Annotated in this window: 28 protein-coding genes; 13 read left to right on the top strand and 15 right to left on the bottom strand. The window is 55.0% G+C overall.

Going from position 1 to position 25,251, the window contains the following annotated elements:
• The first annotated feature begins 15 nt into the window (after nt 1-15).
• The 12 genes from B5D23_RS10980 (at nt 16) to recJ (ending at nt 12,711) form a co-directional block, all read left to right on the top strand.
• Nucleotides 16-2,127, top strand: a complete 2,112-nt coding sequence (locus B5D23_RS10980) for a penicillin-binding protein activator (protein ID WP_078685491.1) — start codon at nt 16-18, stop codon at nt 2,125-2,127.
• A 46-nt stretch (nt 2,128-2,173) separates the two neighbouring features.
• On the top strand, nt 2,174-2,458 hold the full coding sequence (gene gatC, locus B5D23_RS10975; protein WP_078685490.1) for an Asp-tRNA(Asn)/Glu-tRNA(Gln) amidotransferase subunit GatC: 285 nt from the start codon (nt 2,174-2,176) through the stop codon (nt 2,456-2,458).
• Between the two features lie 29 nt (nt 2,459-2,487).
• On the top strand, nt 2,488-3,954 hold the full coding sequence (gene gatA, locus B5D23_RS10970) for an Asp-tRNA(Asn)/Glu-tRNA(Gln) amidotransferase subunit GatA (protein WP_078685489.1): 1,467 nt from the start codon (nt 2,488-2,490) through the stop codon (nt 3,952-3,954).
• An 81-nt stretch (nt 3,955-4,035) separates the two neighbouring features.
• Nucleotides 4,036-5,082, top strand: a complete 1,047-nt coding sequence (gene mnmA / locus B5D23_RS10965; protein ID WP_078685488.1) for a tRNA 2-thiouridine(34) synthase MnmA — start codon at nt 4,036-4,038, stop codon at nt 5,080-5,082.
• Nucleotides 5,073-6,389, top strand: a complete 1,317-nt coding sequence (mtaB, locus tag B5D23_RS10960) for a tRNA (N(6)-L-threonylcarbamoyladenosine(37)-C(2))-methylthiotransferase MtaB (RefSeq protein WP_078685487.1) — start codon at nt 5,073-5,075, stop codon at nt 6,387-6,389. The genes mnmA and mtaB overlap by 10 nt, the downstream gene beginning before the upstream one ends.
• A 181-nt stretch (nt 6,390-6,570) precedes the next feature.
• Nucleotides 6,571-7,455, top strand: coding sequence for a YicC/YloC family endoribonuclease (locus B5D23_RS10955; RefSeq protein WP_078685486.1), 885 nt, complete (start codon nt 6,571-6,573; stop codon nt 7,453-7,455).
• Between the two features lie 25 nt (nt 7,456-7,480).
• The gene (locus B5D23_RS10950; RefSeq protein WP_078685485.1) at nt 7,481-7,741 is read left to right on the top strand and encodes a DUF370 domain-containing protein; all 261 of its coding nucleotides are present in this window, start codon (nt 7,481-7,483) and stop codon (nt 7,739-7,741) included.
• A complete protein-coding gene (gene gmk / locus B5D23_RS10945) occupies nt 7,734-8,354 on the top strand; it encodes a guanylate kinase (RefSeq protein ID WP_078685484.1) in 621 nt (206 codons plus the stop codon). Before B5D23_RS10950 ends, gmk begins: the two co-directional genes overlap by 8 nt.
• 20 nt (nt 8,355-8,374) lie before the next feature.
• Complete coding sequence (gene pyrF / locus B5D23_RS10940) at nt 8,375-9,079, top strand: orotidine-5'-phosphate decarboxylase (RefSeq protein ID WP_078685483.1); 705 nt, start codon at nt 8,375-8,377, stop codon at nt 9,077-9,079.
• A gap of 20 nt (nt 9,080-9,099) precedes the next feature.
• Nucleotides 9,100-9,981 carry a tetratricopeptide repeat protein gene (locus B5D23_RS10935; protein WP_144012608.1) on the top strand — a complete coding sequence of 294 codons (882 nt, stop codon included), beginning with the start codon at nt 9,100-9,102 and terminating at the stop codon, nt 9,979-9,981.
• Nucleotides 9,982-10,866 carry an HDOD domain-containing protein gene (locus tag B5D23_RS10930; RefSeq protein ID WP_078685482.1) on the top strand — a complete coding sequence of 295 codons (885 nt, stop codon included), beginning with the start codon at nt 9,982-9,984 and terminating at the stop codon, nt 10,864-10,866.
• Between the two features lie 147 nt (nt 10,867-11,013).
• The gene (gene recJ, locus B5D23_RS10925) at nt 11,014-12,711 is read left to right on the top strand and encodes a single-stranded-DNA-specific exonuclease RecJ (RefSeq protein WP_078685481.1); all 1,698 of its coding nucleotides are present in this window, start codon (nt 11,014-11,016) and stop codon (nt 12,709-12,711) included.
• 51 nt (nt 12,712-12,762) lie between these two features.
• Here the strand turns inward: recJ and lipA are convergent, their stop codons facing one another.
• The 5 genes from lipA to B5D23_RS10900 all read right to left on the bottom strand — a co-directional run bounded on the left by lipA (nt 12,763) and on the right by B5D23_RS10900 (nt 18,031).
• Entirely contained in the window at nt 12,763-13,626 is an 864-nt protein-coding gene (lipA, locus tag B5D23_RS10920; RefSeq protein ID WP_078685480.1) for a lipoyl synthase, read from the bottom strand.
• Nucleotides 13,556-14,239 (bottom strand): lipoyl(octanoyl) transferase LipB, encoded by a 684-nt coding sequence (gene lipB / locus B5D23_RS10915; protein WP_078685479.1) that lies wholly within the window; start codon nt 14,237-14,239, stop codon nt 13,556-13,558. Before lipB ends, lipA begins: the two co-directional genes overlap by 71 nt.
• A gap of 27 nt (nt 14,240-14,266) precedes the next feature.
• On the bottom strand, nt 14,267-15,823 hold the full coding sequence (locus B5D23_RS10910; protein WP_078685478.1) for an ASKHA domain-containing protein: 1,557 nt from the start codon (nt 15,821-15,823) through the stop codon (nt 14,267-14,269).
• A gap of 6 nt (nt 15,824-15,829) precedes the next feature.
• Nucleotides 15,830-16,885, bottom strand: a complete 1,056-nt coding sequence (gene selD / locus B5D23_RS10905) for a selenide, water dikinase SelD (RefSeq protein ID WP_078685477.1) — start codon at nt 16,883-16,885, stop codon at nt 15,830-15,832.
• A 207-nt stretch (nt 16,886-17,092) separates the two neighbouring features.
• Nucleotides 17,093-18,031 (bottom strand): selenium metabolism-associated LysR family transcriptional regulator, encoded by a 939-nt coding sequence (locus B5D23_RS10900; protein WP_078685476.1) that lies wholly within the window; start codon nt 18,029-18,031, stop codon nt 17,093-17,095.
• A gap of 168 nt (nt 18,032-18,199) precedes the next feature.
• On the opposite strand from B5D23_RS10900, the gene B5D23_RS10895 reads away from it, so the two are divergent.
• A complete protein-coding gene (locus B5D23_RS10895) occupies nt 18,200-18,655 on the top strand; it encodes a hypothetical protein (RefSeq protein WP_078685475.1) in 456 nt (151 codons plus the stop codon).
• 705 nt (nt 18,656-19,360) lie between these two features.
• Here the strand turns inward: B5D23_RS10895 and rplQ are convergent.
• The 10 genes from rplQ to rpmD form a co-directional block, all read right to left on the bottom strand.
• Nucleotides 19,361-19,777 (bottom strand): 50S ribosomal protein L17, encoded by a 417-nt coding sequence (gene rplQ, locus B5D23_RS10890; RefSeq protein ID WP_078685474.1) that lies wholly within the window; start codon nt 19,775-19,777, stop codon nt 19,361-19,363.
• The gene (locus B5D23_RS10885) at nt 19,767-20,810 is read right to left on the bottom strand and encodes a DNA-directed RNA polymerase subunit alpha (protein ID WP_078685473.1); all 1,044 of its coding nucleotides are present in this window, start codon (nt 20,808-20,810) and stop codon (nt 19,767-19,769) included. The genes rplQ and B5D23_RS10885 overlap by 11 nt, the downstream gene beginning before the upstream one ends.
• Nucleotides 20,811-20,821: 11 nt before the next feature.
• Entirely contained in the window at nt 20,822-21,448 is a 627-nt protein-coding gene (rpsD, locus tag B5D23_RS10880; protein WP_078685472.1) for a 30S ribosomal protein S4, read from the bottom strand.
• Between the two features lie 26 nt (nt 21,449-21,474).
• Nucleotides 21,475-21,864, bottom strand: coding sequence for a 30S ribosomal protein S11 (gene rpsK / locus B5D23_RS10875; RefSeq protein WP_078685471.1), 390 nt, complete (start codon nt 21,862-21,864; stop codon nt 21,475-21,477).
• Nucleotides 21,865-21,939: 75 nt separating this feature from the next.
• The gene (gene rpsM / locus B5D23_RS10870; protein ID WP_078685470.1) at nt 21,940-22,311 is read right to left on the bottom strand and encodes a 30S ribosomal protein S13; all 372 of its coding nucleotides are present in this window, start codon (nt 22,309-22,311) and stop codon (nt 21,940-21,942) included.
• A 17-nt stretch (nt 22,312-22,328) separates the two neighbouring features.
• Nucleotides 22,329-22,442, bottom strand: a complete 114-nt coding sequence (rpmJ, locus tag B5D23_RS10865) for a 50S ribosomal protein L36 (RefSeq protein ID WP_078685469.1) — start codon at nt 22,440-22,442, stop codon at nt 22,329-22,331.
• Nucleotides 22,443-22,520: 78 nt separating this feature from the next.
• Entirely contained in the window at nt 22,521-23,291 is a 771-nt protein-coding gene (gene map, locus B5D23_RS10860; protein WP_078685468.1) for a type I methionyl aminopeptidase, read from the bottom strand.
• Nucleotides 23,292-23,295: 4 nt separating this feature from the next.
• Nucleotides 23,296-24,609 carry a preprotein translocase subunit SecY gene (gene secY / locus B5D23_RS10855; RefSeq protein ID WP_078685467.1) on the bottom strand — a complete coding sequence of 438 codons (1,314 nt, stop codon included), beginning with the start codon at nt 24,607-24,609 and terminating at the stop codon, nt 23,296-23,298.
• A gap of 6 nt (nt 24,610-24,615) precedes the next feature.
• On the bottom strand, nt 24,616-25,062 hold the full coding sequence (rplO, locus tag B5D23_RS10850; protein ID WP_078685466.1) for a 50S ribosomal protein L15: 447 nt from the start codon (nt 25,060-25,062) through the stop codon (nt 24,616-24,618).
• Nucleotides 25,062-25,238 carry a 50S ribosomal protein L30 gene (rpmD, locus tag B5D23_RS10845; protein WP_078685465.1) on the bottom strand — a complete coding sequence of 59 codons (177 nt, stop codon included), beginning with the start codon at nt 25,236-25,238 and terminating at the stop codon, nt 25,062-25,064. The genes rplO and rpmD overlap by 1 nt, the downstream gene beginning before the upstream one ends.
• Between the last annotated feature and the right edge of the window lie 13 nt (nt 25,239-25,251).

The following is a 25,251-nucleotide window of genomic DNA, read 5'->3' as shown; positions in this document are numbered from 1 at the left end:
CACCCCCGGACGCCAATGAAAAACGCACGCGACCGTCACGACGTCAGGACCCCGTTGCGCTACGTCATTTTTGCGCTGACGCTGGCGCTTCTTTTTGCCATTTCTGGCTGTGCCAAAAAATCCCTCCCCAGCTATGGAGACCCCGTACCACGAGCAGACACAGCAACGCTCGACACTCGTGATGCGCAGGCCGCATGGGACGCCAAGGACTACGCCCGAAGCGAAATGCTCTATATGCACCTGCTGGATCATGGCACCCTCAGTCCCGACGAAAAAAAGACTGCCCTGTATCGGCTGGGCCGCAGCGCTGTAGAAATACAGCACCCGCACATCGCCCTTGATGCACTGGACCAGCTTTCCCGGCTGGACCCGGCAAGCCGAAAGACATGGGAATGGCACAGCATCTTTGCTGATGCCCTTCTTTCCCAGGGCAAGCGTGGAGCCGCGCAGGACCACCTGCGTGCCCTGACTGACAACACAAGCTATACATGGGAACTGCGCACCAAGGCTGCCGTCGCACTGGCTCTGCAGCAGTGGCAGGCCCGTGATTTTGACGACTCTCTCCGCGAGCTGGATTCATTCTATGCAGCAGCCCCGGAACCTGTTGAGCAGTCTCAGGCCGGACTGGAACGCCAGCTTGCAGAAGCCCTGCACGAGCTTGCAACTCCGACCCTGAACGGTCTGGAGCAGGTCACTCCGGCAGAGCGCCGCTTTGCATTCCCATACAGTGTTCTCCAGCTCGAAAAAGCCCGCCGCCTTGCCGCAGACAGCGCAAGCTGGCCTCGTGCATGGAATCTTTTTACTGAACTAAACCGAGACGGCCAGTTTGCCGACAAAAACCTCGTGGCCCGCAGCATGGCGCCTTTCATGGAGAACCGTGCCAAGTCCACTGGCGGTGTTGCTCTGGCTCTGCCTCTCTCTGGACCCTACAGCGAAATCGGCTGGAAGATTGTCCGCGGTGCGGGCGTTGCCCAGTGGAAAATCCTTATGGCCGGTGGCCAGATGGACATCCGTACTGTGAACACAGAGTCTCCGGACTGGATGGACCAGATCAAGGCACTGCCCAAAGGCTATTCCGTTGTTGGTGGACCACTTCGCACGGCCAAGTTTAAGCAGCTCGAAAAAAGCGGTATGCTTGCAAACCGCCCCTTCTTTAGCTTTTTGCCAAGCCTTGGCTCTGCCACAGAGGGCGAAGACGCATGGCGCTTTTTCCCCAGCCAGAAAGACCAGCTCCGGGTTCTTCTGAACCTTGCGGTGGACAATCTGGACATGCACTCTCTTGGAGTGCTCTACCCCGATGAAAAATACGGTGCCCGCCTGTCCGAACTTTTCTCACAGGCCGCAGCAGATCGCCTTGCCCACGTCGCAGGCAGTACAAGCTACCCTCCGGGTCAGCCCACCAAATGGGGCAAATCTGTCCGCAACTTCCTTGCTCAGGCCAGAAGCGACAGCGGCGCGCAGCGCCTTCAGGCCGTGTTCCTTCCGGACAGCTGGGAAACCGCACGCCAGCTTGTGCCTCAGCTTTTCTATTATGATGAAGACCGTCTGCTCATCCTTGGCCCGTCACTTTGGGCACAGGGACTGGAACATGACAAAAACATCGAAGCCCGCTATTTCCGTCTGGCAGTTTTTCCAAGCGCATGGTGGCCAGAAAATCCTTCTGCGCCAGCACAAACCCTGCGTACGGAACTGGAACAGGATGCATCTGGCCGGGCCGACCTCTGGACAGCAATCGGATATGACTTTATTCGTTTAGCCGAGCGCCTTGGTCAGATAGAAGAACCGAGTGCGACTGATGTCAACAGAGCACTGCAAGGTGCTCAGGAAATGGACTGGAGCATGGCTCCGCTGGAATGGACTTATGATGGTAAGGCATCCCAGCAGCTTTTCCTGTTCCGCCCAACCGAAGACGGGTACCGTCCCATTGACCCAGAACTGCTTTCCCGCCGCATCCTGCGGATTCGCGCTCTGCACGACAAACGCGAAGTGCTCCGCCGTCAGGCAGAAATCGATGACCTGCAAAAGGCTCTCGACAAAAAGCCCTCGGACAAAACCCTGAAACAGCGGGTTCAGGCACTGAAAATTCAGCTGGAAAGCCGTCTGGAAGAAATGTCTTCCGCACAGTAGACCGAAGGCGGGCCGCAAGGTCCGCCAGCATTAAGGAGTGGACAGTATGAAAATTACCCCCGAACAGGTTGCCAAAGTTGCCCGTCTGGCACGCCTGCACCTGAGCGAGGACGAGCAGGCCCAGTTTAGCGGCCAGCTTGGAAATATTCTGGAATACATGGATGAGCTGGGTCAGGCCGATACCGAAGGCATTGAACCGCTGTACTCTCCCATTGAGAATATGAGCTGCCTGCGTGACGATGAAGTCCGCGAGAGCAGCAACCGGGACGACGTTATGGCCAATGCCCCCGAATCCGACGGCAAATATTTCATTGTTCCCCGCATTGTGTAGCGGGACATCTCTTGAGAGAAGGAAATTTCATGTCCGAGCTGACCAGTAAATCCCTTACAGAAATTCGCGATCTCCTTGCTTCTGGAGACGTGAAGGCCGCTGACGCTGTTCAGGCCTGCCTTGACCGCATTGAAGCAACCGAAGGTTCCCTGAATGCCTTCACCCACGTTCAGGGCGAATCTGCCCTGAGCCTTGCCCAGAGCATGGACGCTGCTGGTCCTGATTCCAGCAAGCCGCTTTGGGGTGTTCCCGTCAGCATCAAGGACATCCTTGCCAGCAAGGGTGATCCGGCACGCTGCGGTTCCAAAATTCTGGAAAACTTTACGCCATTTTATGACGCCACGGCTGTCAAAAGACTGAAAGACGCTGGCGCCATCATCATTGGCCGCGCCAACATGGACGAATTCGCAATGGGTTCTTCCACGGAAAGCTCTGCCTTTGGCCCCACGAAAAACCCGTGGAATACCGCCAAGGTTCCGGGTGGCTCCTCTGGAGGCTCCGCTGCAAGCGTTGCTGCTGGCCAGTGCTTTGGCTCCCTTGGCACTGACACAGGTGGCTCCATCCGCCAGCCCGCTTCCTTCTGTGGCTGCGTCGGCATCAAGCCCACCTATGGCCGAGTCTCCCGTTATGGCTGCATTGCCTATGCATCCAGCCTTGACCAGATTGGCCCGCTGACCCGCAATGTTCCTGACGCAGCACTGATGCTGAATGTTATTGCAGGTCACGACACAATGGACTCCACGTCCGCGACCTGCGACGTTCCCGACTATGCCGCAGCCGTAGCAGCACAGAAAGATCTCTCCGGCATGACCATTGGTATGCCAGAAGAATACTGGGCAGAAGGTCTTGCCAAAGAGGTTGAAGATTCCTGCCGTGCAGCCATTGCTAAGGCCGAAGACATGGGCGCAAAGGTTGTTCCCGTCAGCCTGCCCAACACCAAGTACGCTGTTTCCAGCTACTACATTATCGCCATGGCCGAAGCCAGCTCCAACCTTGCCCGCTTCGACGGTGTGCGGTATGGGCACCGTGAACATGCCGACGACCTGATCGACATGTACACAGCCAGCCGCAGCGCCGGTTTTGGCCCTGAGGTCAAACGCCGTATCATGCTGGGCACCTACGTGCTTTCTGCTGGCTACTATGACGCATATTACCGCAAGGCCGCTCAGGTTCGTCGCCTGATTCGTCAGGACTTCTTGGACGCCTTCACCAAATGCGACCTGATCTGTGGACCGGCATCTCCGGTCACAGCATGGGGACTGAACGAAAAAACTGACGACCCGCTCCAGATGTACCTGATGGATATTTATACCATCAGCCTGAACCTTGCGGGCCTGCCGGGCATTTCCATCCCGGCCGGGCTTGGTGCAGACAGCGCCATGCCTGTTGGTCTCCAGCTTTTGGGACCCGCCTTTGGCGAAGAAAAGCTGCTTGCCGCAGCTGGTGCCCTGTCCAGTCAGCTTGACCCGCTGCCCGGACCCAAGGGCCTTGCCTAAGCTCCCGAAGATTCAGGAAGCCCCGCTTTTGCGGGGCTTCCGTTTATTACAGATTCCCACACCGGGACCAGTAGAGGACCTATGAAGATAGCAGTTGCCGTGAGCGGCGGAACAGACAGCCTGTTTTCCCTGATTCTCCTCAAGGAGCAGGGGCACGACGTCTTTGCTGTTCACGCCTTTTTCCTTCCTCCGGACGACAAGGCGCACGAAACCGTTGCGGGCTTGCAAAGCCGCTGCGATGCCCTTGGCGTGCCCCTGCACGTGCTCGACCTGCACAAAGAATTTCAGCAGCAGGTCATTGACCCGTTCATTGCGGCCTATGCCACCGGGAAAACACCCAATCCCTGTGCCCTGTGCAATCCGACCATGAAATTTGGCCTGCTCTTTGACCGTGCAAAAGAGCTCGATGCGAGCCACGTTGCCACAGGTCACTATGCCCGCATTCAGGGCGAAGGTGCAGACGCTCGGCTTATTCGCGGCACAGACCCGGTCAAGGATCAAAGCTATTTCCTCTCTCTGGTTCCGCAGGAGCGCCTTGCAAAGGCCATCTTCCCACTGGACTCATGGTGCAAGACAGACGTTCGGTCCGAACTGGAAAAGCGAGGCATTGTTCCTCCGCTTCCGTCCGACAGCCAGGAAATCTGCTTTGTTCCCGGCGACGACTACTGTGCATTTTTAGAGCACAGAAGTCTGGAACCTTTGCCCGGTCCCGGAAAAATCATTCTGGAAGACGGCAGCGCAGTAGGACGGCATAACGGCATCTGGCGCTACACACTGGGCCAGCGCCGGGGTATTGGCGTTGCGTGGAAAGAACCGCTCTATGTCATTGCCAAAAACGCCGAGGACAACACCCTGACCGTTGGTCCCAAAAGCAGCCTGCCCATCGCCTGCTGCCAGCTGCGCGAGGTCAACATCCTTGTGCCGCAAGACCAGTGGCCAGAAAAGCTCTATGCCCAGACGCACTACCGCCAAAAAGCCCGTCCTGTTGAGGTCGAGCTGACTGACGGAGGTCTGGAACTTCGCTTTACCGAAGCACACACGCGCCCAGCCCCCGGCCAGATCGGCGCGCTCTACACCGAAGACGGTACAGTTCTGGCCGGTGGAGTTATTTCTCACTCATGTCGATAAACAAATATTTCTACATCTACACACTGGGCTGCAAAATCAACCAGTATGAAAGTCAGGCCATTCGTGAAGCATGGCTTGGCGCTGAGTATCAGGAATGCACAGACCCAGAGCAGGCAGACATCATTGTGATGAACTCCTGCGCAGTCACCGCCCATGCGGTCCGCGACCTGCGCCAGCAGACACGCCGCCTCATGCGCCTTGCTCCCGAAGCCAAAGTCATCATCACAGGCTGCGCCGCAGAAGTCCTGCACAAGGAACTCGCCAAAGACTTTGGCGATGCCCTGATTGTGCCCCAGTCCAAAAAGGAAGAGCTGCTTACCCTGCCCATGGCCACGCCAGATGCAAGTATCAGTACTCCGGAGCAGTCACCCGCAGCACTGCACTTCCCGAAATTTTCCATCACGGGCTACAACCGTGTCCGCGCGGTCGTCAAAGTTCAGGACGGCTGCACACACCGGTGTACCTACTGCATTATCCCCAGCACCAGAGGCAAATCTGTCAGCCGTCCCATGCAGGACACAGCCGAAGAGATCCACCGTATTTTTGAAGCTGGCTGGCACGAAGTCACCCTGTCTGGCATCAATCTCCGCCAGTTTGGCCGGGACCTCGACGGCTCCCCGAATTTCTGGGACCTCATGGAATATCTGGAAAAAGACCTTGCTCCCACATGGGCCGGGAAAGCCAGACTGCGCATCAGCTCTCTTGATCCGGGCCAGCTCACCGAGCAGGCTCTTACCGTACTGGGCACCTCCCGCATGGTCTGCCCGCAGCTTCATATTTCTCTCCAGAGCCTTGCCCCGGCCGTGCTGCGACGCATGGGCCGCGGCCATTACAGTTTTGAAAGCGTTTCTGACTGGCTCAAGGGCCTGGCTGCATACTGGCCATTCTTTGGGCTTGGAACGGACCTCATCGCGGGCTTCCCCGGCGAAACTGACGAGGACTTTCAGGAGACGCTGGCTCACATGAAAGAACTGCCACTCACCTACGCCCACGTTTTCCCCTACTCCCAGCGCCCCGGCACTCCGGCGGCCCGCTACCCGGAGCAGGTGCCCACACAAATCAAAAAAGAACGGGCTGCACTTTTGCGAAAATGTGCCGATGAGAAAAAACAGGCCTTTCTGGAGCATCTGGCCCAGCAGCCAGAGCTTGATGTGGTTCTGGAAAAACTCGACCCAGCCCGTGGCGTCTGCCAGCATTATGCAGACTGTGTGTTTCCTGATACTCTGGAACATGCAGAAAAGCGCCAAATGGTCAGGGCCGTTCCCATTCGACGGGAGGGAAATACCCTTCTTGTTCGTCCAGCTTAGGGGAGAAATCCTTCACCCTTCGCTCCGGTCACGGTATGGACATCCTTTCAAAAGAGGACTAATGAACCGTGCCCACTAGCATCTACACAAAAACGGCTCGGGCTACTCTCGGAGTGGCCCGCGCCGTTTTCGCATACTTCATAACCGACCGTGCAACCTTTTACTCACGCAGGTACTTGATATGACAATAAAAAGCATGACTGGCTTCGGCCGCCACACAGCCCGAACAGAAGACTGGGCACAGGCCTGGGAAATCCGCAGCGTCAATGGTCGCCACCTTGATCTGAAATGGCGCATTCCCTCCAGTGTGCGTTCTCTGGAGACCAGCTTTGAAAAAACATTCCGCGACTACGCAACCCGTGGCCGCATCAATGTGCAGCTGAACCTCCAGGTCTTCCGCCCAGAAATTCTTGGCGTCACGCTCAACACAACCCTTGCCTCGGCAATGCTGGACCAGCTTCAGGGCTTTGCTCAGGAAAAGGGTGCGGATTTCACACCAGATTTCATGCGACTGATGTCCATGTCCTTCCTGTGGGAAGACAGCTCCTCCGAGCCTGATCCCAAACTCTCTGACGACCTGAAACAGGGTCTCATCAAAGCTCTTGAAGACTGGAATGCAGCTCGTGCTACCGAAGGCGAAGCCATGCGAGCCGACCTTTTGGAGCGTGTAGCTCGCCTGCGCGTCTGGCTGACCAAACTCGAAGAGCGCACTCCTCAGGTCAAGGAAACCCGCTTTGAGACCATTGAAAAGCGGATGCAGACCGTCCTCGACAAATACGAACTGACACTGGATCAGGACCGTCTCCTTCAGGAAATCGCAGTTATTTCCGATAAGATCGACGTCACCGAAGAGCTGACCCGCCTTGAGGCGCATCTCACCCAGCTCAAGAAAGTGCTTTCTGATGGTGGCGAAATGGGCAAGCGCCTCGATTTCGTGCTCCAGGAATGCTTCCGCGAAATCAACACCTGTGGCAACAAGGCTCAGGATACTGAGGTCAGCCGCATCGTTGTTGACTTTAAGGCCGAGCTGGAAAAATGCCGTGAACAGGTCCAGAACATTGAGTAACACCACTAACCCGCGAGTCACTACCATGCAGAAAAACGGACTGCTCAACATTGGTTTCGGCAATTTTGTCGTGAGCAACCGGGTCATTGCGATTGTGAACCCCACGTCTTCCCCCATGCGCCGACTGCGTGAAGACGCCAGACAGGCTGGCCGTCTCATCGATGCGACACAGGGCAGAAAAACACGCTCCATTATTGTTTCCGACTCCAATCACATCATTCTGTCCGCAATTCAGGCAGAAACCATCGGGCAGCGTTACTGCCAGGAGGAAGAGGAGAATGAATAGCAGACGCGGTCTGATGCTTGTCATCTGCGCCCCATCTGGCACAGGCAAGAGCACCCTCACCAAACGTCTCCGGAAAGAGTTTCCACGAATCTCCTTTTCCATTTCCTACACGACCCGCAAACCTCGCGATGGCGAACGGCAGGGCATTGACTATCATTTTGTGAACCGCGACGAGTTTAATACACTCATCGAGGAAGGATTCTTCGCAGAATGGGCCGAAGTCCACGGCAACTTTTATGGCACTCCCAAGGATGCCGTTCTGGAGCTTTTGGACGAAGGTCAGGACGTGCTCTTTGACATTGACGTTCAGGGAGCAGCACAGCTTCGCGAAAGCATGCAGCAGGGCTGCTACGTCTTTTTGTTCCCACCATCTCTGGCCGCACTGCGCCAGCGACTGGAAGCCCGCAACACAGACGACGAATCCATCATTGAGCGCCGTCTGAATAATGCACCGGGTGAAGTCGAAGAAGCCAACAAGTTTGACTACTGGATTGTGAATGACGATCTGGATTCTGCATACCGCCTGCTGAAAAGCGTCTACCTTGCCGAAGGAACACGCCCCAGCTACCTGCCGCAGCTGCCTGACCGCATTTTGCACCACAAAAAGATTTAACTGGAAGAACGAGGGAAAAGATGGCTGAACTTGTCGTAGCACTGGACTTTCCCACCAAGGAAAGCGCACTTGAAATGGCCCAGAGCCTAAAAGGGACCGCCACATGGATGAAGGTTGGTCTTGAGCTGTATACTACAGCAGGCCCTGAGATTATTTATGAACTTCGCAAGCTGGGTTTCCGTGTTTTTCTGGACCAGAAATTCATGGACATTCCCAACACGGTACAGGGCGCAGTGCGCTCTGCGGTTCGCGCTGGTGCAGACATGATCACCATCCATACCTGCGGTGGACGCCGCATGATGGAAGCAGCCAGAAAAGGGCTTGAAGAAGGCGCAGCCGACACAGGCCGCTCCCCTCTTCTGCTTGGGGTCACAGTCCTGACCAGCATGACCGAGGACGATCTTGTTTTGCCCGAGGGCATGACGGTGCCCACGCTGGCCCTCCAGTACGCCAAGGCCGCGCGTGAATGCGGACTGACTGGCGTTGTCTGCTCCGGGCACGAAGTGGAAAGCATCAAAAGCGCCTGCGGCGATGACTTTGTCTGCCTGACTCCGGGCATTCGACTTGCCAGCGCTGACGATGACCAGAGACGCGTTATGACTCCAGCACAGGCTGTCGCGGCTGGCTCAAACTATCTTGTGGCAGGACGCCCCATCACAAAAGCAGATTCGCCCCGTGATGCTGCAACTCTTTTCCTTGAACAGATGGCCGCTGAAAGTCTATAAGTTTCCGAAAGGGGAAGCCTATGACTGATGAAAAGAAGATTGATACTGACATGAAAGTTGCACAGACAAGTCGCAAAGAGTCTATCAAAGGCGTTTTTTCTATCCAGCGCATCCAGCGAGTGGGCACTGGTACCACGACCCGCAAAACCATAAAGAAAGCATTCTGGTTTGCAGACGAGCAAGAAGATGGCACAATAAAAGTTCAGCCGCTCAATGCGAACTATGTCCCATCTGGAGCACGTCGGGACGTTCCCCGCGAGGACTTCCTTGAGAAGTTTTCGCCAGAGCCAGAGTTTTATGTTTCCACGGTTTTCCCAAAGATGAAGGAGCTTCAGGCCAGCATCGACAAGGGAGAAAAGCACCGTGAGCGCGGCGAATCCTTTAGCGCCGAGCTGGAATTTGGACACGCTCTTGGCATTGATGAGGAAAACGTCCGGGCCAATTTTGGTCTGGGCCTGACCTACCTTGAGCGTGGCGAAGATGCCAAGGCCAACGACATTTTTGAGCGTCTGGTCAAACTGGATGCCGCGTTTGAAAAAAAGCACAAGCACCTGTTCAACGAGTTTGGCATCAACCTTCGAAAGAACAAGATGTTTGAACAGTCTATGGAATATTACAGCCGTGCGCTGGAACTTTCACAGCAGGACGAACACCTGTTCTACAACATGGCCCGGGTTTCCTTTGAACAGGAAGACTGGGGCCGGGCAGCAACCTATCTGACCAGAGCTTTGGAACTGAACCGGGATTTTCCGGAAGCCCTTCGCTTCATGGATTATTTGCAGGACAACAAGCTCGTGGACCGCGACGGCAAGGCCATTCCAGGAGCGCTTCGCCCTGTGCGAGGCAAAAAGCATTCTGCACCCAAAAAGCGACCGGGGACAAACTACGTTATGGATGTCTAAATGACACATCAGCGCAGCGCACTTCTGATAGAAAAAGTGACCCAGCTCAGGCAGGAGCTTCCGTATTCACCGGAAATACTCCATGCTCTCTTTGCACAAACGTCTGAGGATTCACGCTCTTCTCTGGAAGATGTTGCCCAGAGCATCGCCTCTGACCCCGCGCTGACCACCCGTGTTCTGTCCATTGCCAATTCCGCATATTACGGCCTGCAGTCGGAGATCGCCTCTCCACTGCGGGCCGTTTCCGTTTTGGGGCTGGAGTACATCCGCAGTCTTATTCTGAGCTTTGGTGTCCAAAGCATCGGCCAAAACCTCAAAAGCGCCTCAGGCTTTGCCCTCCGGGATTACTGGAAGCACCAAATCCTGACAGCTGTCGCGGCCAAGCACATCACAACTCAGCTTGGACAGCATCCGCTCACAGCAGAAGCCCTGCCCAATCCCGAACGCATGTACACCGCGGGCCTGCTCCATGACATGGGCAAACTGCTGACCGCAATGCTTATGCCCAAGGACTGGCAGCGCGTAACAGAGCAGGCCAAAGCCAAACACTGCACCGTTGCAGAGGCCGAAGAAGACTACTGGGGCATGGATCACGGTGTCATTGGCGCTATGGCCCTTCGTTCATGGAACCTCCCCGCATCCCTGACAGAACCCGTGAGCTGGCACCACGCACCAGACAGGGCCGCCGAGCATGAACTGGATGCCCGCATCCTCTGCCTTGCAAACGCCCTTGCCATTCGCCTTCAGTCCTCAGAAGAACCCGTTGCCGAAGACTGGAAAGGCCTGCTCCAGAGCTTTGATCTCTCCCTGCGTCCTCTGGCCCAAAAAATCGCACAGAGCGTCAAGGAACCGGAGCAAAAGCGCCTGCTGGCCGCTCTGGCCTAAAAGCCACGCTCTCCCCCCTCACGACATACATATTTCCTGATGAGCCTGTGCAGCTCAAAAAGCTCAGGCTCTGCCGAGCAATTGACGAGATGCGTTCCGCACTCTACACAATTCCCAGCGAGAAAATTTCAACCAAAGGCATGGAGCATGTCCCTGAACTGGATTCCCCGACCGCAAGAAAAAGAAACGCCCGCAGACATTGAACGCAGAGCCGAAGCCCTGCACGTCAGCCCCCGTATTGCCACTATCCTGTGGCAGCGAGGCATGCACACCGCCGAGCAGATGGACACCTTTATGAGTCCAGGACTCAAGCACCTTGCTCCGCTCAGCGAATATCCCGGCCTGAATGAAGCCGCACAGATTCTGGCTGACGGTCTGCTCGCCGGAAAAAAATTTGCGGTCTGGGGTGACTATGACGTGGACGGCGTCACCTCCACGGCTCTGGTCACAGATGTTCTGGCAGAGAAAAACATCGACTCCATGCACCACCTGCCTGACCGCTTTAGCGAAGGCTACGGCCTGAACTGCGCAGGCATTGAGGCCCTTGCCGAACAGGGCGTTGAACTGCTGCTGACTGTTGACTGCGGCATTACCAACATTCAGGAAGTCACGCGGGCAAAAGAGCTGGGCATGACCGTTGTCGTGTCTGACCACCACCTCCCCGGCAAGGAACTTCCCCCTGCTGACGCCATTGTTGACCCTCGCTGTGCAGACTGCCCCTGTGCAGACCTTGCAGGCGTTGGCGTGGCCTTCATGCTTATGGCCGCAGTGAATGCTCTTGTTCCGCCCAAAGTCGACATCCGCAAATTTCTCGACTTCGTGGCCCTTGGCACCATTGCAGACGTCGTCAAACTCCGTGGCCAGAACCGCGTCCTCGTAAAAAACGGCCTGCTGCTCCTTGGAGAGGCCAAGCGCCCCGGCATCGCCGCACTGAAAGAGGTCAGCAAATACGCCCCCACAGCCGCCCTTGGTGCTGGTCAGGTGGGCTTTGGACTTGCTCCGCGCATCAACGCCGCAGGACGTATTGGCAAAGCCGAAGACGCCCTGACCCTGCTCTTGTCCAAAAACTACAGCACAGCACGGCCTATTGCCGCCCAGCTTGATGACCTGAACACCGAACGCCGGGCCACAGAAGACAGCATCCTGCAAGAGGCCCTGACACAGGCCGAGTCCCAGAGCAAAAACCGCCTTGGACTGGTGCTCTATCATCCTGACTGGCACGCTGGCGTTATTGGTATTGTGGCCTCGCGCATTGTCGAAGCCTTTTATCGCCCAACCCTGATTCTGACCAAGGAAGGCGACCACCTCAAAGGTTCGGGCCGCAGCACCCACGAATTTCATCTCTACGACGGCCTGACGGAATGCAGCGAGCTTCTGCTCGGATTTGGTGGACACAAGCAGGCCGCAGGTATGTCGCTTGATGAAAACAAGCTCCCTGCCCTGCGCGATGCCTTCGACAAAGCCGTCCGCAAACAGTGCGGAGACAGCCCTCTTACGGCCACCCTCCTCACAGACGGCGAGCTGCCCTTTGCCGAAATTGATTTCACCCTGCTCAAGGAGCTTGAACTGCTCCAGCCCTTTGGTCCCGGCAATGCCGAACCTGTTTTTGTTTCCCCGCCCGTCAAGGTGGAACGACGCAGCGTCTTCGGCAAGAATCACATCAAGCTGGACCTTCTGGACGAGCAGTCAGGCATCCGCCAGAGCGCCAAGGCATGGCGACAGGCAGAAAACATTCTGCCGGGCATTCAGGGACGCAGCATCCGCATTGCCTTTACCCCGCGCATTGACCGCTACCGGGGCACGGCCCGCATCGACCTCTACATCAAAGACTGGAAAGAAATCTAAAAAAAGCGCCGCCCATATGGACGGCGCTTTCGCTTTCTCTCTCATGTGCCGCTACACAAACATAGCAGCATTATACGAGCTTCTGACCCGTGGCGCAGAAAAGACATGGGGAATTCCAAGCTCCCGTGCGTAGCAGGCCAAAGCCTCAAAATCTTCTGGTGTCACATACTCCACCACTTCCGGGTGCTTGAGACTTGGGCGCATGTACTGCCCCACCGTCACAATCTGACACTGCACTTCATGCAGACGGGCAAGGAGCTGCTTCACCTGCTCATGGCTTTCACCAAGCCCAAGCATAAGCCCACTCTTGGACACAATCCCGGCGTCATGAACCCGCTGGAGCAGAGTCAGGCTCTGCTCAAAGTTGGCCTGTGGTCGGATAGCCGTATACAGCTCTGGCACGGTTTCCACGTTGTGGTTAATGATCTCAGGAGCCACATCAATCACCGTGTGCAAGGCCGCCTCATTCCCCTGAAAATCAGGAATAAGCACTTCTACAGTGCACCCCGGTACCTGTGCCCTGACCTGCCGCACTGTTTCTGCAAAATGTTCTGCTCCGCCATCCGGCAAATCATCACGCGTCACCGACGTAATCACAACATGCCTGAGGCCAAGCCGAGCCGCAGCCTCACCCACGCGAGCCGGTTCTTCCGGGTCCAGAGGAGAAACATGCCCCAGCCCGATATTGCAAAAGGCACAGCCTCTGGTGCAGTGGCTCCCCATAATAAGAAACGTCGCCACATGCTTTGAAAAGCACTCATAAATATTCGGGCACTTCGCCCCCTGACACACCGTATTCAGCCCAAGATCCTTGAGCAGTCCACGAGTCTCGGCAAATGCAGGATCACTGGGCAGCTTGATTCTCAGCCACTCTGGAATCCTTGAACACCGTGCGGAATTCTTCTGCGATGACACCTTTTATCTCCTGCAAAGTTGGCAATGGGGTTTCTGAACTGCGTTGCGCATCACATCGACGCATTTCTGCGTGGACAGAGGTCGGGACAGCATCCGAGAGGCCACACAGCGTCACAAGCTGAAAAAGACTCACATCAGGCAAAACATTGAGCGCAAGGCCATGCCATGTCACCCATCGCTTGACCCCGATGCCCATCGAACAAATTTTCCGATTGCCCAGCCACACACCGGGGCGCCCTTCTGAGCGTCCAGCAACAAGCCCATACCGGGCCAGTGTGCGAATCACGGTTTCTTCCATGTCATGAAAAAAAGCCCGAATTCCACCTGGACGGTGCTCAATGCGAAACACAGGATAGGCCACAAGCTGCCCCGGGAAATGACAGGTTATGTTTCCGCCACGCTTCACCTGAACCAGCTCAATTTCATGCTCTTTCAGATAGTCCGGCGAAACATGCAAATTATCCAGTCCTCCGCCTTTGCCAAGAGTAATGACCGGCGGATGTTCCAGTAAAAAAAGCGTGTCCTCGCCGCCCTGCTGTACCCGCTCCACTTCTTCAAGCTGGAGCGCCAAAGCATCTGCATAGCTGATTCGGCCTAAATCCCGAATGCGCACGTCGACCTCCTCTGTTCCGGCAAAAGTCTATACGGCCTCACTCTGCGAAAAACGCATTCTCGCCATAAACCGGGTGCTAAAGTCCCGGTCTCCAGCCAGCACAATTTCCTGCGTCTTTTTCGAAAAGCTTTCCACTTTTTCTCGCGCAGTCTTGTCGTACAGAACTCTCGCTGCACCCGCAAGCGATGTATTGCCAACGCTCTGCACAAGCCTCCCACTCCCTTCCGGAAGAAAACCAAGCTGTTCCAGAGCCAAACAAGAGACATTTTCACCGAGTGCTCCCGCAAGATACACCGCGGCAAGATCAGTAAGCCGAATTCCCGCCGCCTCACAGAGCGCATCCAAAGCCACATGAAATGCAGCCTTGATCTTCAAAATTTCCTCAACATCCCGGGCCAGCAGTACCAGCCCACCGGGAAGATGCAAACACGGCTCACCGTACTGCGTACCAAGGGAACGACTCACACGTTTTGCAAGCGGCGTGTTCCCCTGCTCAAAGCGCCCATCCTCAGCAAGCACACCAAGCTGACGCAACAGTGCAAGAAGTGAAATATATCCTGTCCCAGTCATGCCCGCCTTACGCGAAGGCATTCCTCCACCAAGGCACTGCGCCACCAATCCCGCGGGCTGGACTTCAAAGTGCACCACAGCACCGGGACCAGCCGCATTCCCACAACTCAGCCCCGCACCTTCCAGTGCAGGCCCAAGCGGAACACTGGTCACCAGAAAACGCTCCGGCGAAACAGCCAGCACAAACTCTCCATTCGTTCCCATATCTGAAAGCAAAAACGGGAACTGCGGCCTTGTATTCCGTTCCAGCAGCTCCAGCAGCCCAGCGCTCAGGTCTCCCCCGACAAATGGTGCAAGCTGCGGCAAGACATACACAGGCGGCAGGGCTTCAAGTATTTCCACCTGTCCGCCCCTGTAGCTCAGCCGGTACGGTGCAGCCCGAAGCCCAGCGCTCTCTTTTCCGAGCAGAATCAACGTCATGGCCGGGTTTGCGGCAACCGCAATTTCCTCGACAGGAGCACCAAGTCCAGCCACTACCTGCTGCAAATATGACACAGCAAGCTTCTGGAGTTGCCGAGCGTGGTCTGGGTCCGCAGCATAGGCCAGCCGACTCATAACATCGCTTCCCGCGCCAAGCTGAGGATTTGGGTCGGTCCCCTGTGCAACGCTTCGTTCGCCATCCAGCGCCTGCCACGACACCGAGCTGGTCCCGAAGTCCACTGCGAGGCGCACAGCCTTTGCGTCCGGCGTCAATTCCTGCGGCGCAGCCGACGCTGCGGCATGGCATGGCAAAAAGACCTCTTGCCCCTCTCTGACCTGATGTCGACAGCCAAGCCGCCAGCCATCATGCAATTCCTCCACAGAAAAAAGCGCTTCGTCAGCGCTATCCGGAGCGGGAGCAGGCGATAAAAAACGCAACCGGCACCGACCACAAAGGCCGACGCCGGAGCATAAAACAGGGGTCTTCCAATACCCACTCAAAAAGAGGCCCTGAGCCAGAGTTTGTCCTGGTTCACAGCTCATCTCTCGCTTCTGATGATCTGCATCCAGTACAGTCAGCCGTATTTCGGGCATAGTCACCTAGCGATTTTTAAGATTCAGTACAGCATCAACAGGTGCATCCGCTGGCAAAACATGGCCAACATGCGCGGCAAGGTCACCGTGCGAAATCAAAAATTCCTGAACAGCTTCCCGCTTTTCTGCCGGGACAGAAAGCACGAGGCCGCCCGAGGTCTGCGCATCAAACACAAGGTCAGCCAGCACAGAATCAACAGCTCTATGCACTCCGACCTGTGACGCACAGTACGAGCGGTTCGCAAAGCTGCCAGCCGGGAGCATACCAATACCAGCCAGAGCTTCCACCTGCGGCAAAAGCGGCACGGCATTGGGCCACAGTTCGACTCGAACATGCGACGCCTGCGCCATCTCCAGCACATGTCCACCGAGGCCAAAGCCCGTGACATCCGTTGCGCCAAGGAGTTTGAACTTTTGGATAGCCTCGCCACCAAAGCGATTCAGTCGGCCAGCCCAGCGAAAGACTTCATCTTCCATCTTCTCGCTGTTTTCCCAGCGTCCCTTGATTGCTGTCGAGAGCACGCCCGTTCCAATCGGCTTGGTCAAAAGCAGATCATCACCAGCGCGAAGCCCTCTGTTTGTTGCCCTGTGCCCTGGGTCAATAACTCCAGACACAGACAAACCATATTTAAATTCATCATCTTCCACGCTATGTCCGCCAGCCAGAACAGCTCCGGCCTCCATAATGGCCTCATAGCCACCACGGAGCGCCTGCGCCAAAATATCCCGGTCCAGCGTCTTAATGGGGAAGCACACAATATTCATGACTGACCACGGTTCTCCGCCCATAGCGTAGACATCCGACAGCGCGTTTGCTGCGGCAATACGCCCAAAGCGGAACGGGTCATTCACAACCGGCGTCAGGAAATCCACAGTCTGGACAAGCGCCTTACCAGCAGGAAAGCGCAACACGGCAGCATCTTCATTATCTCCCGTGCCCGTCAGAAGCCGCTCGTCCGGCTGGATTTCAAGAGTTGCCAAAACCTGCTCTAGGTCCCCCGGAGCAATTTTTGCAGCTCAACCTGCCGCGCGGACCGTTTCCACGAGCTTCTTATCTGCCATCTCTACTTTCCTTTCTTCTTTTCCTACTGATCTGACCCGCGGCGGAACATGCCTTTAATGCGGGCAACACTCTTTTTGAAAAATGCCTCAATTTTATCCAGAGTTGCCAAGAATTTCTCCAGTTCCTCTGGAGTCATTTTTGGGCCTCAGCCTGCGGAGCGCATCGATTCCTTATACTTCTTCTCTTCGGTCATTTTTGTTCTCCTCTCACTTCTCTTGTGCACGGGACTGTGCGGGCACATGATTTTCACGCGCCTGAAGCTCTTCACGAACAAAATCCAAAAAATATCGTGCAGCCGGGAACATTTCCCGACGTTCATTATACGCCAGATAGAAGCTTCGGACCATATGCAGCTCCGGCACTTCCAGCAGGACCAGCTTCCCCTGTTCAAGGAACTCCTGCGCAACAAGCTTTGATGTAACGGAAATACCAAGGCCAGCCAGCACACAGCGCATAACGGATTCCGTACTCTCTACGGAAATTGCCGTATTCAGCTTGCGGATATTCACACCCACAGCATTCAGCGCCTGCTCCAGTGCCCGTCGCGTCCCCGACCCCTGCTCTCGCATAACCCACGGAAGCTGTGTCAGTGTCGTTAGCTCTGGAGCTGCGTTATACTGCTCCGCCAGTGCCGGACTTGCCAGCACCACCAGTTCATCTCGCAGCACTTCTTCAAATGCAACATCAGAACTTGGGACCTTGGCTCCAACCATTCCCAGTGGCAGGCTTCCCGAACTCAGCAAGCCAAGAATATCATGGCTATCCCCAAGCTCCACCCGCAGGTGAACATCTGGGTGCAATCGGGTGAATTTCGCCAGCAGCTCCGGCAGAACATAGTTTGCCGGGATTGTGCTCCCGCCTATGTACAGGTCACCCGCGACCCGGTCATTCACAAGCAGAATCTCTGCCCGTGCCTTCTCCAGAATCCCAAAAGCATCCTGCGCATGGGTATACAATATCTCTGCCGCCGGAGTAGGCAGAACAACTCGTCCCAACCGATCAAAGAGCCGTACTCCCAGCTCGTCCTCCAGCGCAATCACATGTGCTGAAATCGTCGGCTGTGACAAAAACAGCAGCTGCCCCGCCTTGGAGAAGCTTCTACACTCGTAGACCTTGGAAAAGGCCTCTAATCTTCGAAAGTCCATATCGAAATGACTAATACAAATTATTGAGAAAGCAAACAGCAGGCCAAAGAAAAAACACCGCGCACCATCAGGCTTTTCAGAAGAAAAGCATCATTTTTTTAACCCCTTGACGTTTTTTTCTCCCATGGAGTATAGCTTGTTCTATAAATATTTTTTTATAGAGGAACTATGAAACTCACAAACCAAAACCTTTTCACTTCACCTCTCCTCCCCGGAGTGCGCCCCGACGGGCTACTCCGAATGAAAGCAGCTCTCAAAGGAAACTTCGCAAGCTCCCTTTCCGATCTTTTGGGAATAGAGTATCTTGTCCATTGGGAAAAAAGCTGCCTCTCCTATTTCTCCACCCTCCCCCCTGAATCCGCCAGCACCTCGCCTCGGGCTGTTCACTGCCCACTCGGTCTCCGCATTATCCACAACTGCAAACTCGATCTCTCTGCCGCCATTGAAAGTTTCCTCAATGCCAGCATCGCACCTAACTTTGTCGAAGCTGAGCTTTTTTGGCCACTTATGCCTGCGTGCACCGAACCCGTCTGGGTCTTTCGCACTCGCGACTTTCAGCACGTAATCATCGGCGCGAACTCTAAGCAGATCAGCACCGTCTCAGGCCTCTCTGTTGACCCTTGAGCAGCGTATTACACTTTCAATGCGTTTCTGTATTACGCCGCTTTTGCGCTAAGGGAACGGGGTGAGTGAATAGTCCCTTCACTCACCCCCTTTTATTGGGACTCTGTCCCAATAAAAGGGGCCGGGCTGCGGGGATTTTTTTTGGACGTTTGGTGAGTGGGTTACGAGACACCGTCTCGTGCTCTGCAAGGGCGCCGGGTGGATGGGGGGTGGTGTTGTTTTATTGGGACTCTGTCCCAAACCCTGCAAGGGGCGCTGCCCCTTGACCCCGCCCAAGGACGAGGCCCTTGGGAATCCCGCTATCGCCCAAAATTAAGGGGCCGGATGTGTGAAAGCCGTTGGCTTTTCCTTACATCCGGCCCCTTAATTTTGGCCTAGTGGGCATTTCCCGAATGCGTGTTCTTTTGCCTTCTTCAGAGCACACTTATTTTCATTCTGAACGCTCGCGTTCAGAATGAAAATGGTAGCAACTCGCAGAAGAGAAAGAGGCTCTCGACGTTATTTTCATCAAGTTTGAATTTCATTCACGCGAAGCGTGGAGGGAATTCAAACTCGCTGAGGATACGTTAGGGAATCATTCCCTTACGCGGGGGGTTGGGGGCTGGCCCCCATTTTTCCCCCCAGCTCTTCCCGTAATAAAGAACAAAAAAAAAGCAGGCCCTAAAAGGGCCTGCTTTATAATCTTCAGAAAGAAGTAAGAAGGGTTTATTCTTCGGTCTTCTTTTCTTCAGCAGCTTTGGGTGCTTCCTCGACTGCAGCGGCGGCTTCACGAGTAAACTCAATGATAGCCATCGGAGCAGCGTCGCCATTACGGGGCTGGCCCATTTTAACGACACGAGTGTAACCGCCGGGGACACCGGCGAAACGGGGACCGATATCATCAAACAGACGTTTGACGAGGGTGTGGCTCCCGAGAACCTTATATGCCTGTCGACGAGCGGGGACATCGTTCTTAAGAGCGAGTGTCACCAGCTTTTCAACCACGCGTCGCAGTTCCTTAGCACGGATTTCCGTAGTACGGATGCTTTCGTGCTCGATCATGGACTTAGCCATGTTGCGGAACATTGCCTTACGGTGCGAAGCGGAGCGATTGAATTTCTTTCCGGCTACTTTATGCCTCATCGCTTTCTTTCCTCTTCAGCCATTCCTGGTAGCGTTCGTCGAAATTCTCAACGGTCATACCGAATTCGAGTTCCATTTCGGCAAGAACCTTACGAATCTCATCCAAGGACTTACGACCAAAGTTTTTGGTCTTAAGCATTTCGCCTTCGGTGCGCTGCACGAGCTCACCGACGAGTCGAATGTTTGCGCTTTTCAAACAGTTCGTTGCGCGAACAGAGAGTTCAAGCTCATCGATCCCCTTAAAGAGGCTCGGGTTGAGGTCCATAGCGGACTGCTGAGCGGTCTGTTCTTCGTCAGAGGACTGTTCATCGAAGTTGATGAACACGGAAAGCTGTTCCTTGAGGATTTTTGCGGAGTACGCAACGGCGTCCTCGGGGATGACGGAGCCATCGGCCCAGACTTCCAGGATAAGCTTATCGTAGTTGGTCATCTGACCCACACGAGCCTGTTCAATGGTATAAGCTACTTTCTTGATGGGGGAGAAGCTGGCGTCGAGGCGGATAACACCGATCTCGTCACTCAGACCTTCCAACATCTCAGCAGGAACATAGCCTTTACCCATTCTGACTTCGAGTTCTGCCTTAAAGGGCGTATTCTCAGTCAGGGTAGCGATATGTTTGTCCTTGTTCAGAACAGTAACGTTCTGATTCTCCGAGATGGCGGCAGCTGTGATCTCGCCCTTCTTGTCGGCAGTGAGGGTGAGGTGCTGCGGCTCCTCGGTGGTCATCATGAACCTAACCTGCTTCAGGTTCAGGACGATGTCCGTAATGTCTTCCAGAACGCCCGGCATGGTCATAAACTCGTGCTGGATGCCCTCGATTTTCACCGACACCACTGCAGCTCCCTGCAAAGATGAGAGCAGGACGCGTCGCAGTGCATTTCCGATGGTCGTACCGAAGCCACGCTCCAAAGGTTCGCAAACGAACTTGCCGTAAGCTTCGTTGCTCTTGGGGTCGCGGATTATCTGTTCGGGTTTGACCAGCTCGGACCAATTCCGGGTGTTGATCAGTTTGTCGCCGTCTTGGATGATCATCATTACACCTGTTACTTGGAGTACAATTCGACGATCAGCTGTTCATTGATGGGGAACTGAATGTCTTCACGTACGGGCATTGCCTTAACATTGCCCTTGAGAGCAGCGCCATCAATTTCGAGCCAATCAGGGCAACCACGACGTGCGATGACGTCCTGGGCTTCCTGAATAACCGGGATCTTTTTGCTCTTCTCGCGGACGGTGATTTCATCACCGATCTTCACCTGCAGAGAAGGCACGTTCACCTTGTGGCCATTCAGCAGGAAAATGCCGTGGCGCACAAGCTGGCGAGCCTGGGTGCGGGAGTTTGCGAGACCGAGACGGTAAATTACGTTATCGAGACGGGTTTCAAGCTGCGCGAGCAGATTGGTACCGGTTACGCCTTTCATCATGTCAGCGCGGTGGAAGTAGGAGAGGAACTGCTTCTCCTGGATGCCGTAAATACGGCGTACTTTCTGCTTCTCACGCAGCTGGACAGCGTAGTCGCTAGTCTTTTTCCTTGCCCGGCCATGCTGGCCCGGGACATAAGGACGACGCTCATATGCGCACTTATCAGTGTAGCAGCGGTCGCCCTTGAGGAAAAGCTTCTGCCCTTCGCGGCGGCAGAGGCGGCATTTCGCTTCAGTATATCTGGCCAAAACGTTTCCTCCTGAAAACTACCGGGTTAGACCCTACGGCGTTTGGGCGGACGGCACCCGTTATGCGGTACGGGGGTGATGTCACGCATGAAGCTGACTTTCAAACCGGCATTATTAATGGCGCGCATAGCGGCTTCACGGCCGGAGCCGGGGCCTTTGACAAAAATGCCAACTGTACGCATGCCATGGTCCATAGCAACTCGGGCAGCACGCTCGGCAGCAACCTGAGCGGCAAAAGGGGTGCTCTTTCTGGAGCCTTTAAAACCGGATCCGCCGGAGGATGCCCAGCTGACCACGTTTCCCTTCATGTCAGAGAAAGTAACAATCGTGTTGTTGAACGTAGACTGAATGTGGGCAATGCCCGCAGGTACGTTCTTCTTCTCTTTTTTCTTCCCGGAGCGGCGGGGTTTAGCCATAACCTTTTCTCCGTAAACTCTTTAGTGCAGATTCGCATCCCTCAAACAGAGAGAATGCGAGGGATGCAAAGCTGGTTACTTCTTTTTCTTACCGACAACAGCACGACGCGGACCCTTACGGGTGCGTGCATTGGTATGGGTGCGCTGTCCTCGGCACGGCAGGCCACGACGGTGGCGGAGGCCACGGTAGCAACCAATGTCCATCAGACGCTTAACGTTAGCAGTCACTTCACGACGAAGATCGCCTTCAACCTTATGGTTGGCTTCAATCTCCTGACGGATCGTGTTCACTTCATCAGCGTTCAGATCGTCGGTCGTTCTGGTCCAGTCAATTCCGGTAGCTTCCAGAATTTCCAGAGCAGAAGTGCGACCGATGCCGTAAATATACGTCAGACCGATGTCCAGACGCTTATTTTTGGGCAAATCAACACCTGCGATTCTTGCCACGATAAATCCCCTTTAACCTAGCCCTGGCGCTGCTTATGCCTGGGGTTGTCGCAGATAACCCGGAGCACGCCTTTGCGGCGAATAATTTTGCACTTCGGGCACATCTTTTTCACTGAGGGTCTAACTTTCATGACCTTCTCCCGCTACTTTCCTTGTTCAGCCCCCGACACAACAGGCCGGGAACCAAGGTATATATGCAAGCAAGAACCTTATTGTTCGTTTCTGCTCAATATCTCCGGCCCGTTTGGGGTCAGAGCAACCGTGTGTTCAAAGTGGGCAGAGAGCTTACGATCTTTCGTCGCCGCTGTCCACTTATCTTCGAGTATCTCGACTTCGGCCGTTCCCACGCACGCCATCGGTTCGATAGCAAGGACCATTCCGTTCTTGAGCGGAAGGCTCCTCCCGGCAATGGGAACGTAATTGGGGACCGCGGGCTTCTCATGAAGCTGCCGCCCTATTCCGTGTCCGACAAATCTCTTTACCACAGAAAATCCATTCTGTTCCACATATTCCTGAATTGCTCGAGAAATATCATAAAGAAACTTGCCTTCAACGGCCTGTGCAATGCCTTTCATGAGTGACTCACGAGTCACATCACACAGAAGCGACGCTTCCGGGGAGACTTCTCCCACCTCGAAGGTCCGTGCCGAATCACCGTAGAAGCCATCGTATATAACACCCATGTCCAAACTGACAAGGTCTCCTTCCCGCAGAATTCGATCTGAGGGAAAGCCATGGACGACTTCTTCGTTTACTGAGCAGCACAGTGCAAAGGGAAAACCGTTGTAGCCCAAAAAAGCGGGCGTTACATCGAACTCTTTGCACATGTCCCGGGCGATCTGCTCGAAGCGCATGGTGGAAACACCTGGCTCTACAGCTTCGCCCAGTTTGTCAAGTATCACGGAGACGATGCGGTTCGCCTCTCGCATGAGCGCGATCTCCGCATCGTTCTTAATAAATATTCCGTGAGACTTCTTCAACGTTTTACCGTCGACCCTTCATCTTGTTCTTACCCATCAGGCCCTCGTACTGACGGCTGATGAGGTGAGACTCAATCTGAGACATAAAGTCCATGGCAACACCGACGACGATCAGCAGACTGGTACCACCAAAATAGAATGGTACGTGCATCTGGCTAATAAGGAACATCGGCAGCACACAAACTGCGGAAACATACAGAGCGCCCCAGAGTGTGATGCGGGACAAAACCCGATCAATGTACTCGCGGGTCTTCTCACCGGGACGAATCCCAGGAATGAAGCCACCCTGCTTACGAATGTTTTCTGCAATGTCTTTTGGGTCGAAGATAATGGCCGTATAGAAGAAACAAAAGAAGACAATCATGCCTACATACAGCACATTATACAAAACCGAAGATGGGGACAGCCAGGCGGAAACCTCCTGAATCCACTCCACCCGGGAGAAGTTCGCCAGCGTGGCCGGGAACATCAGAATGGATGAAGCAAAGATTGGAGGAATAACGCCAGCAGTATTAATACGCAGCGGCAGATGCGTTGTCTGCCCCCCGTACATACGGCGTCCCATCATACGCTTGGCGTACTGGATCGGAACCCGTCTCTGGGCACGCTCCATATAGACGATGATTGCCAGCACAGCCAGCATCAGCGCCCCAATAAGGAGCAGGATGAACAGAGACATTTCACCGGTGGTCATAAGACGCCAGGATTTGGCGACTGCGCCGGGGAACCCGGCAACAATACCGGCGAAGATGATGAGCGAGATGCCGTTGCCGATACCTCGCTCGGTAATCTGTTCACCGATCCACATGATCAGCACGGTTCCGGCCGTCAACGTGATGATTGTCACCAGTCGGAAGGCCCAGCCTGCGTCAAGCACCACGGGCGCGCCGGTGGGGCTGGTCATGCTCTCCAAACCGATTGCGATACCCAAACCCTGTACGATGGTAATAAGTACCGTTCCGTATCGGGTATATTGGGTGATCTTTTTGCGTCCGGCTTCCCCTTCTTCCTTCGACAATCGCTTCAGCTCTGGGCTGACAACTGTCAGCAGCTGAATGATGATCGATGCGGAGATGTAGGGCATAATTCCCAGAGCGAAGATGGAAAGATTCCTTAATCCTCCACCCGAGAACATGTCGAACAAACCGAACAGGGTGTTCTGAACACTATCAAAGAAGTCCTGGAGGGCTACCGTGTCGACGCCCGGAGTCGGCACGTGAATGCCAATCCGGTATACAGCCAACAGGAGGAACGTCCAAAGAAGCTTCTTCTTTAACTCCGGTAACTTGGTGAGATTCTCAACCCCATTAAGCGCCACGATGTATTACCCTTCCAGTGCTTTGGCAGTGCCGCCAGCGGCGGTAATCTTTTCCTGAGCAGATTTGCTGAACCGATGAGCTTCAACAGTCACAGCAGACTTGACCTCTCCATTGCCGAGAACCTTCACCAAAGCGCCGGGCTTAACCAGGCCTTTAGCGTAGATTTCGTCCAGAGAGATTTCTGCCTGGCCGTCAAATGCAGCAAGGAGCCTATCCAGGTTCAGAGCCTCATAAGCTTCGCGGAACGGGTTCTTAAAGCCACGCTTGGGAAGACGGCGTGCCAGAGGCATCTGGCCACCTTCGAACCAAGCAGGAACACCACCGCCGGAGCGGGCGTTCTGGCCTTTATGACCCTTAGCTGCGGTCTTGCCCCAGCCAGAGCCGGAACCACGACCGACACGCTTGCGACCCTTGCGCTCTTCAGGAAAAGGGTACAGTTCGTGAAGTCTCATTATTCTACCACCTCAACAAGATGTTGCACGTGCTTGACCATGCCAAGTGTGCAGTCATTCTTGGGAAGCTCGTTCTCCTGACGGATCTTGCGCAACCCCAGGGCAGCGACGGTCTTACGCTGCTGCGGTGTGCAGCCGATCAAGCTCCGAACGAGTCTGACTTTGATCTTATCCATGTCGCGTCCTCTA

This window comes from Desulfobaculum bizertense DSM 18034, from assembly GCF_900167065.1.
In the GTDB taxonomy this organism is placed as follows: Bacteria; Desulfobacterota; Desulfovibrionia; order Desulfovibrionales; family Desulfovibrionaceae; genus Desulfobaculum; species Desulfobaculum bizertense.
This window is presented reverse-complemented; position numbering and strand designations above follow the sequence as displayed.

What these genes read in the sequence shown, in the direction of transcription:
- B5D23_RS10980 (WP_078685491.1), top strand. Translation starts at nt 16, where the DNA reads ATGAAAAACGCACGCGACCGTCACGACGTCAGGACCCCGTTGCGCTAC.
- gatC (WP_078685490.1), top strand. Translation starts at nt 2,174, where the DNA reads ATGAAAATTACCCCCGAACAGGTTGCCAAAGTTGCCCGTCTGGCACGC.
- gatA (WP_078685489.1), top strand. Translation starts at nt 2,488, where the DNA reads ATGTCCGAGCTGACCAGTAAATCCCTTACAGAAATTCGCGATCTCCTT.
- mnmA (WP_078685488.1), top strand. Translation starts at nt 4,036, where the DNA reads ATGAAGATAGCAGTTGCCGTGAGCGGCGGAACAGACAGCCTGTTTTCC.
- mtaB (WP_078685487.1), top strand. Translation starts at nt 5,073, where the DNA reads ATGTCGATAAACAAATATTTCTACATCTACACACTGGGCTGCAAAATC.
- B5D23_RS10955 (WP_078685486.1), top strand. Translation starts at nt 6,571, where the DNA reads ATGACAATAAAAAGCATGACTGGCTTCGGCCGCCACACAGCCCGAACA.
- B5D23_RS10950 (WP_078685485.1), top strand. Translation starts at nt 7,481, where the DNA reads ATGCAGAAAAACGGACTGCTCAACATTGGTTTCGGCAATTTTGTCGTG.
- gmk (WP_078685484.1), top strand. Translation starts at nt 7,734, where the DNA reads ATGAATAGCAGACGCGGTCTGATGCTTGTCATCTGCGCCCCATCTGGC.
- pyrF (WP_078685483.1), top strand. Translation starts at nt 8,375, where the DNA reads ATGGCTGAACTTGTCGTAGCACTGGACTTTCCCACCAAGGAAAGCGCA.
- B5D23_RS10935 (WP_144012608.1), top strand. Translation starts at nt 9,100, where the DNA reads ATGACTGATGAAAAGAAGATTGATACTGACATGAAAGTTGCACAGACA.
- B5D23_RS10930 (WP_078685482.1), top strand. Translation starts at nt 9,982, where the DNA reads ATGACACATCAGCGCAGCGCACTTCTGATAGAAAAAGTGACCCAGCTC.
- recJ (WP_078685481.1), top strand. Translation starts at nt 11,014, where the DNA reads ATGTCCCTGAACTGGATTCCCCGACCGCAAGAAAAAGAAACGCCCGCA.
- B5D23_RS10910 (WP_078685478.1), bottom strand. Translation starts at nt 15,823, where the DNA reads ATGCCCGAAATACGGCTGACTGTACTGGATGCAGATCATCAGAAGCGA.
- B5D23_RS10900 (WP_078685476.1), bottom strand. Translation starts at nt 18,031, where the DNA reads ATGGACTTTCGAAGATTAGAGGCCTTTTCCAAGGTCTACGAGTGTAGA.
- B5D23_RS10895 (WP_078685475.1), top strand. Translation starts at nt 18,200, where the DNA reads ATGAAACTCACAAACCAAAACCTTTTCACTTCACCTCTCCTCCCCGGA.
- rplQ (WP_078685474.1), bottom strand. Translation starts at nt 19,777, where the DNA reads ATGAGGCATAAAGTAGCCGGAAAGAAATTCAATCGCTCCGCTTCGCAC.
- B5D23_RS10885 (WP_078685473.1), bottom strand. Translation starts at nt 20,810, where the DNA reads ATGATCATCCAAGACGGCGACAAACTGATCAACACCCGGAATTGGTCC.
- rpsK (WP_078685471.1), bottom strand. Translation starts at nt 21,864, where the DNA reads ATGGCTAAACCCCGCCGCTCCGGGAAGAAAAAAGAGAAGAAGAACGTA.
- rpmJ (WP_078685469.1), bottom strand. Translation starts at nt 22,442, where the DNA reads ATGAAAGTTAGACCCTCAGTGAAAAAGATGTGCCCGAAGTGCAAAATT.
- rplO (WP_078685466.1), bottom strand. Translation starts at nt 25,062, where the DNA reads ATGAGACTTCACGAACTGTACCCTTTTCCTGAAGAGCGCAAGGGTCGC.
- rpmD (WP_078685465.1), bottom strand. Translation starts at nt 25,238, where the DNA reads ATGGATAAGATCAAAGTCAGACTCGTTCGGAGCTTGATCGGCTGCACA.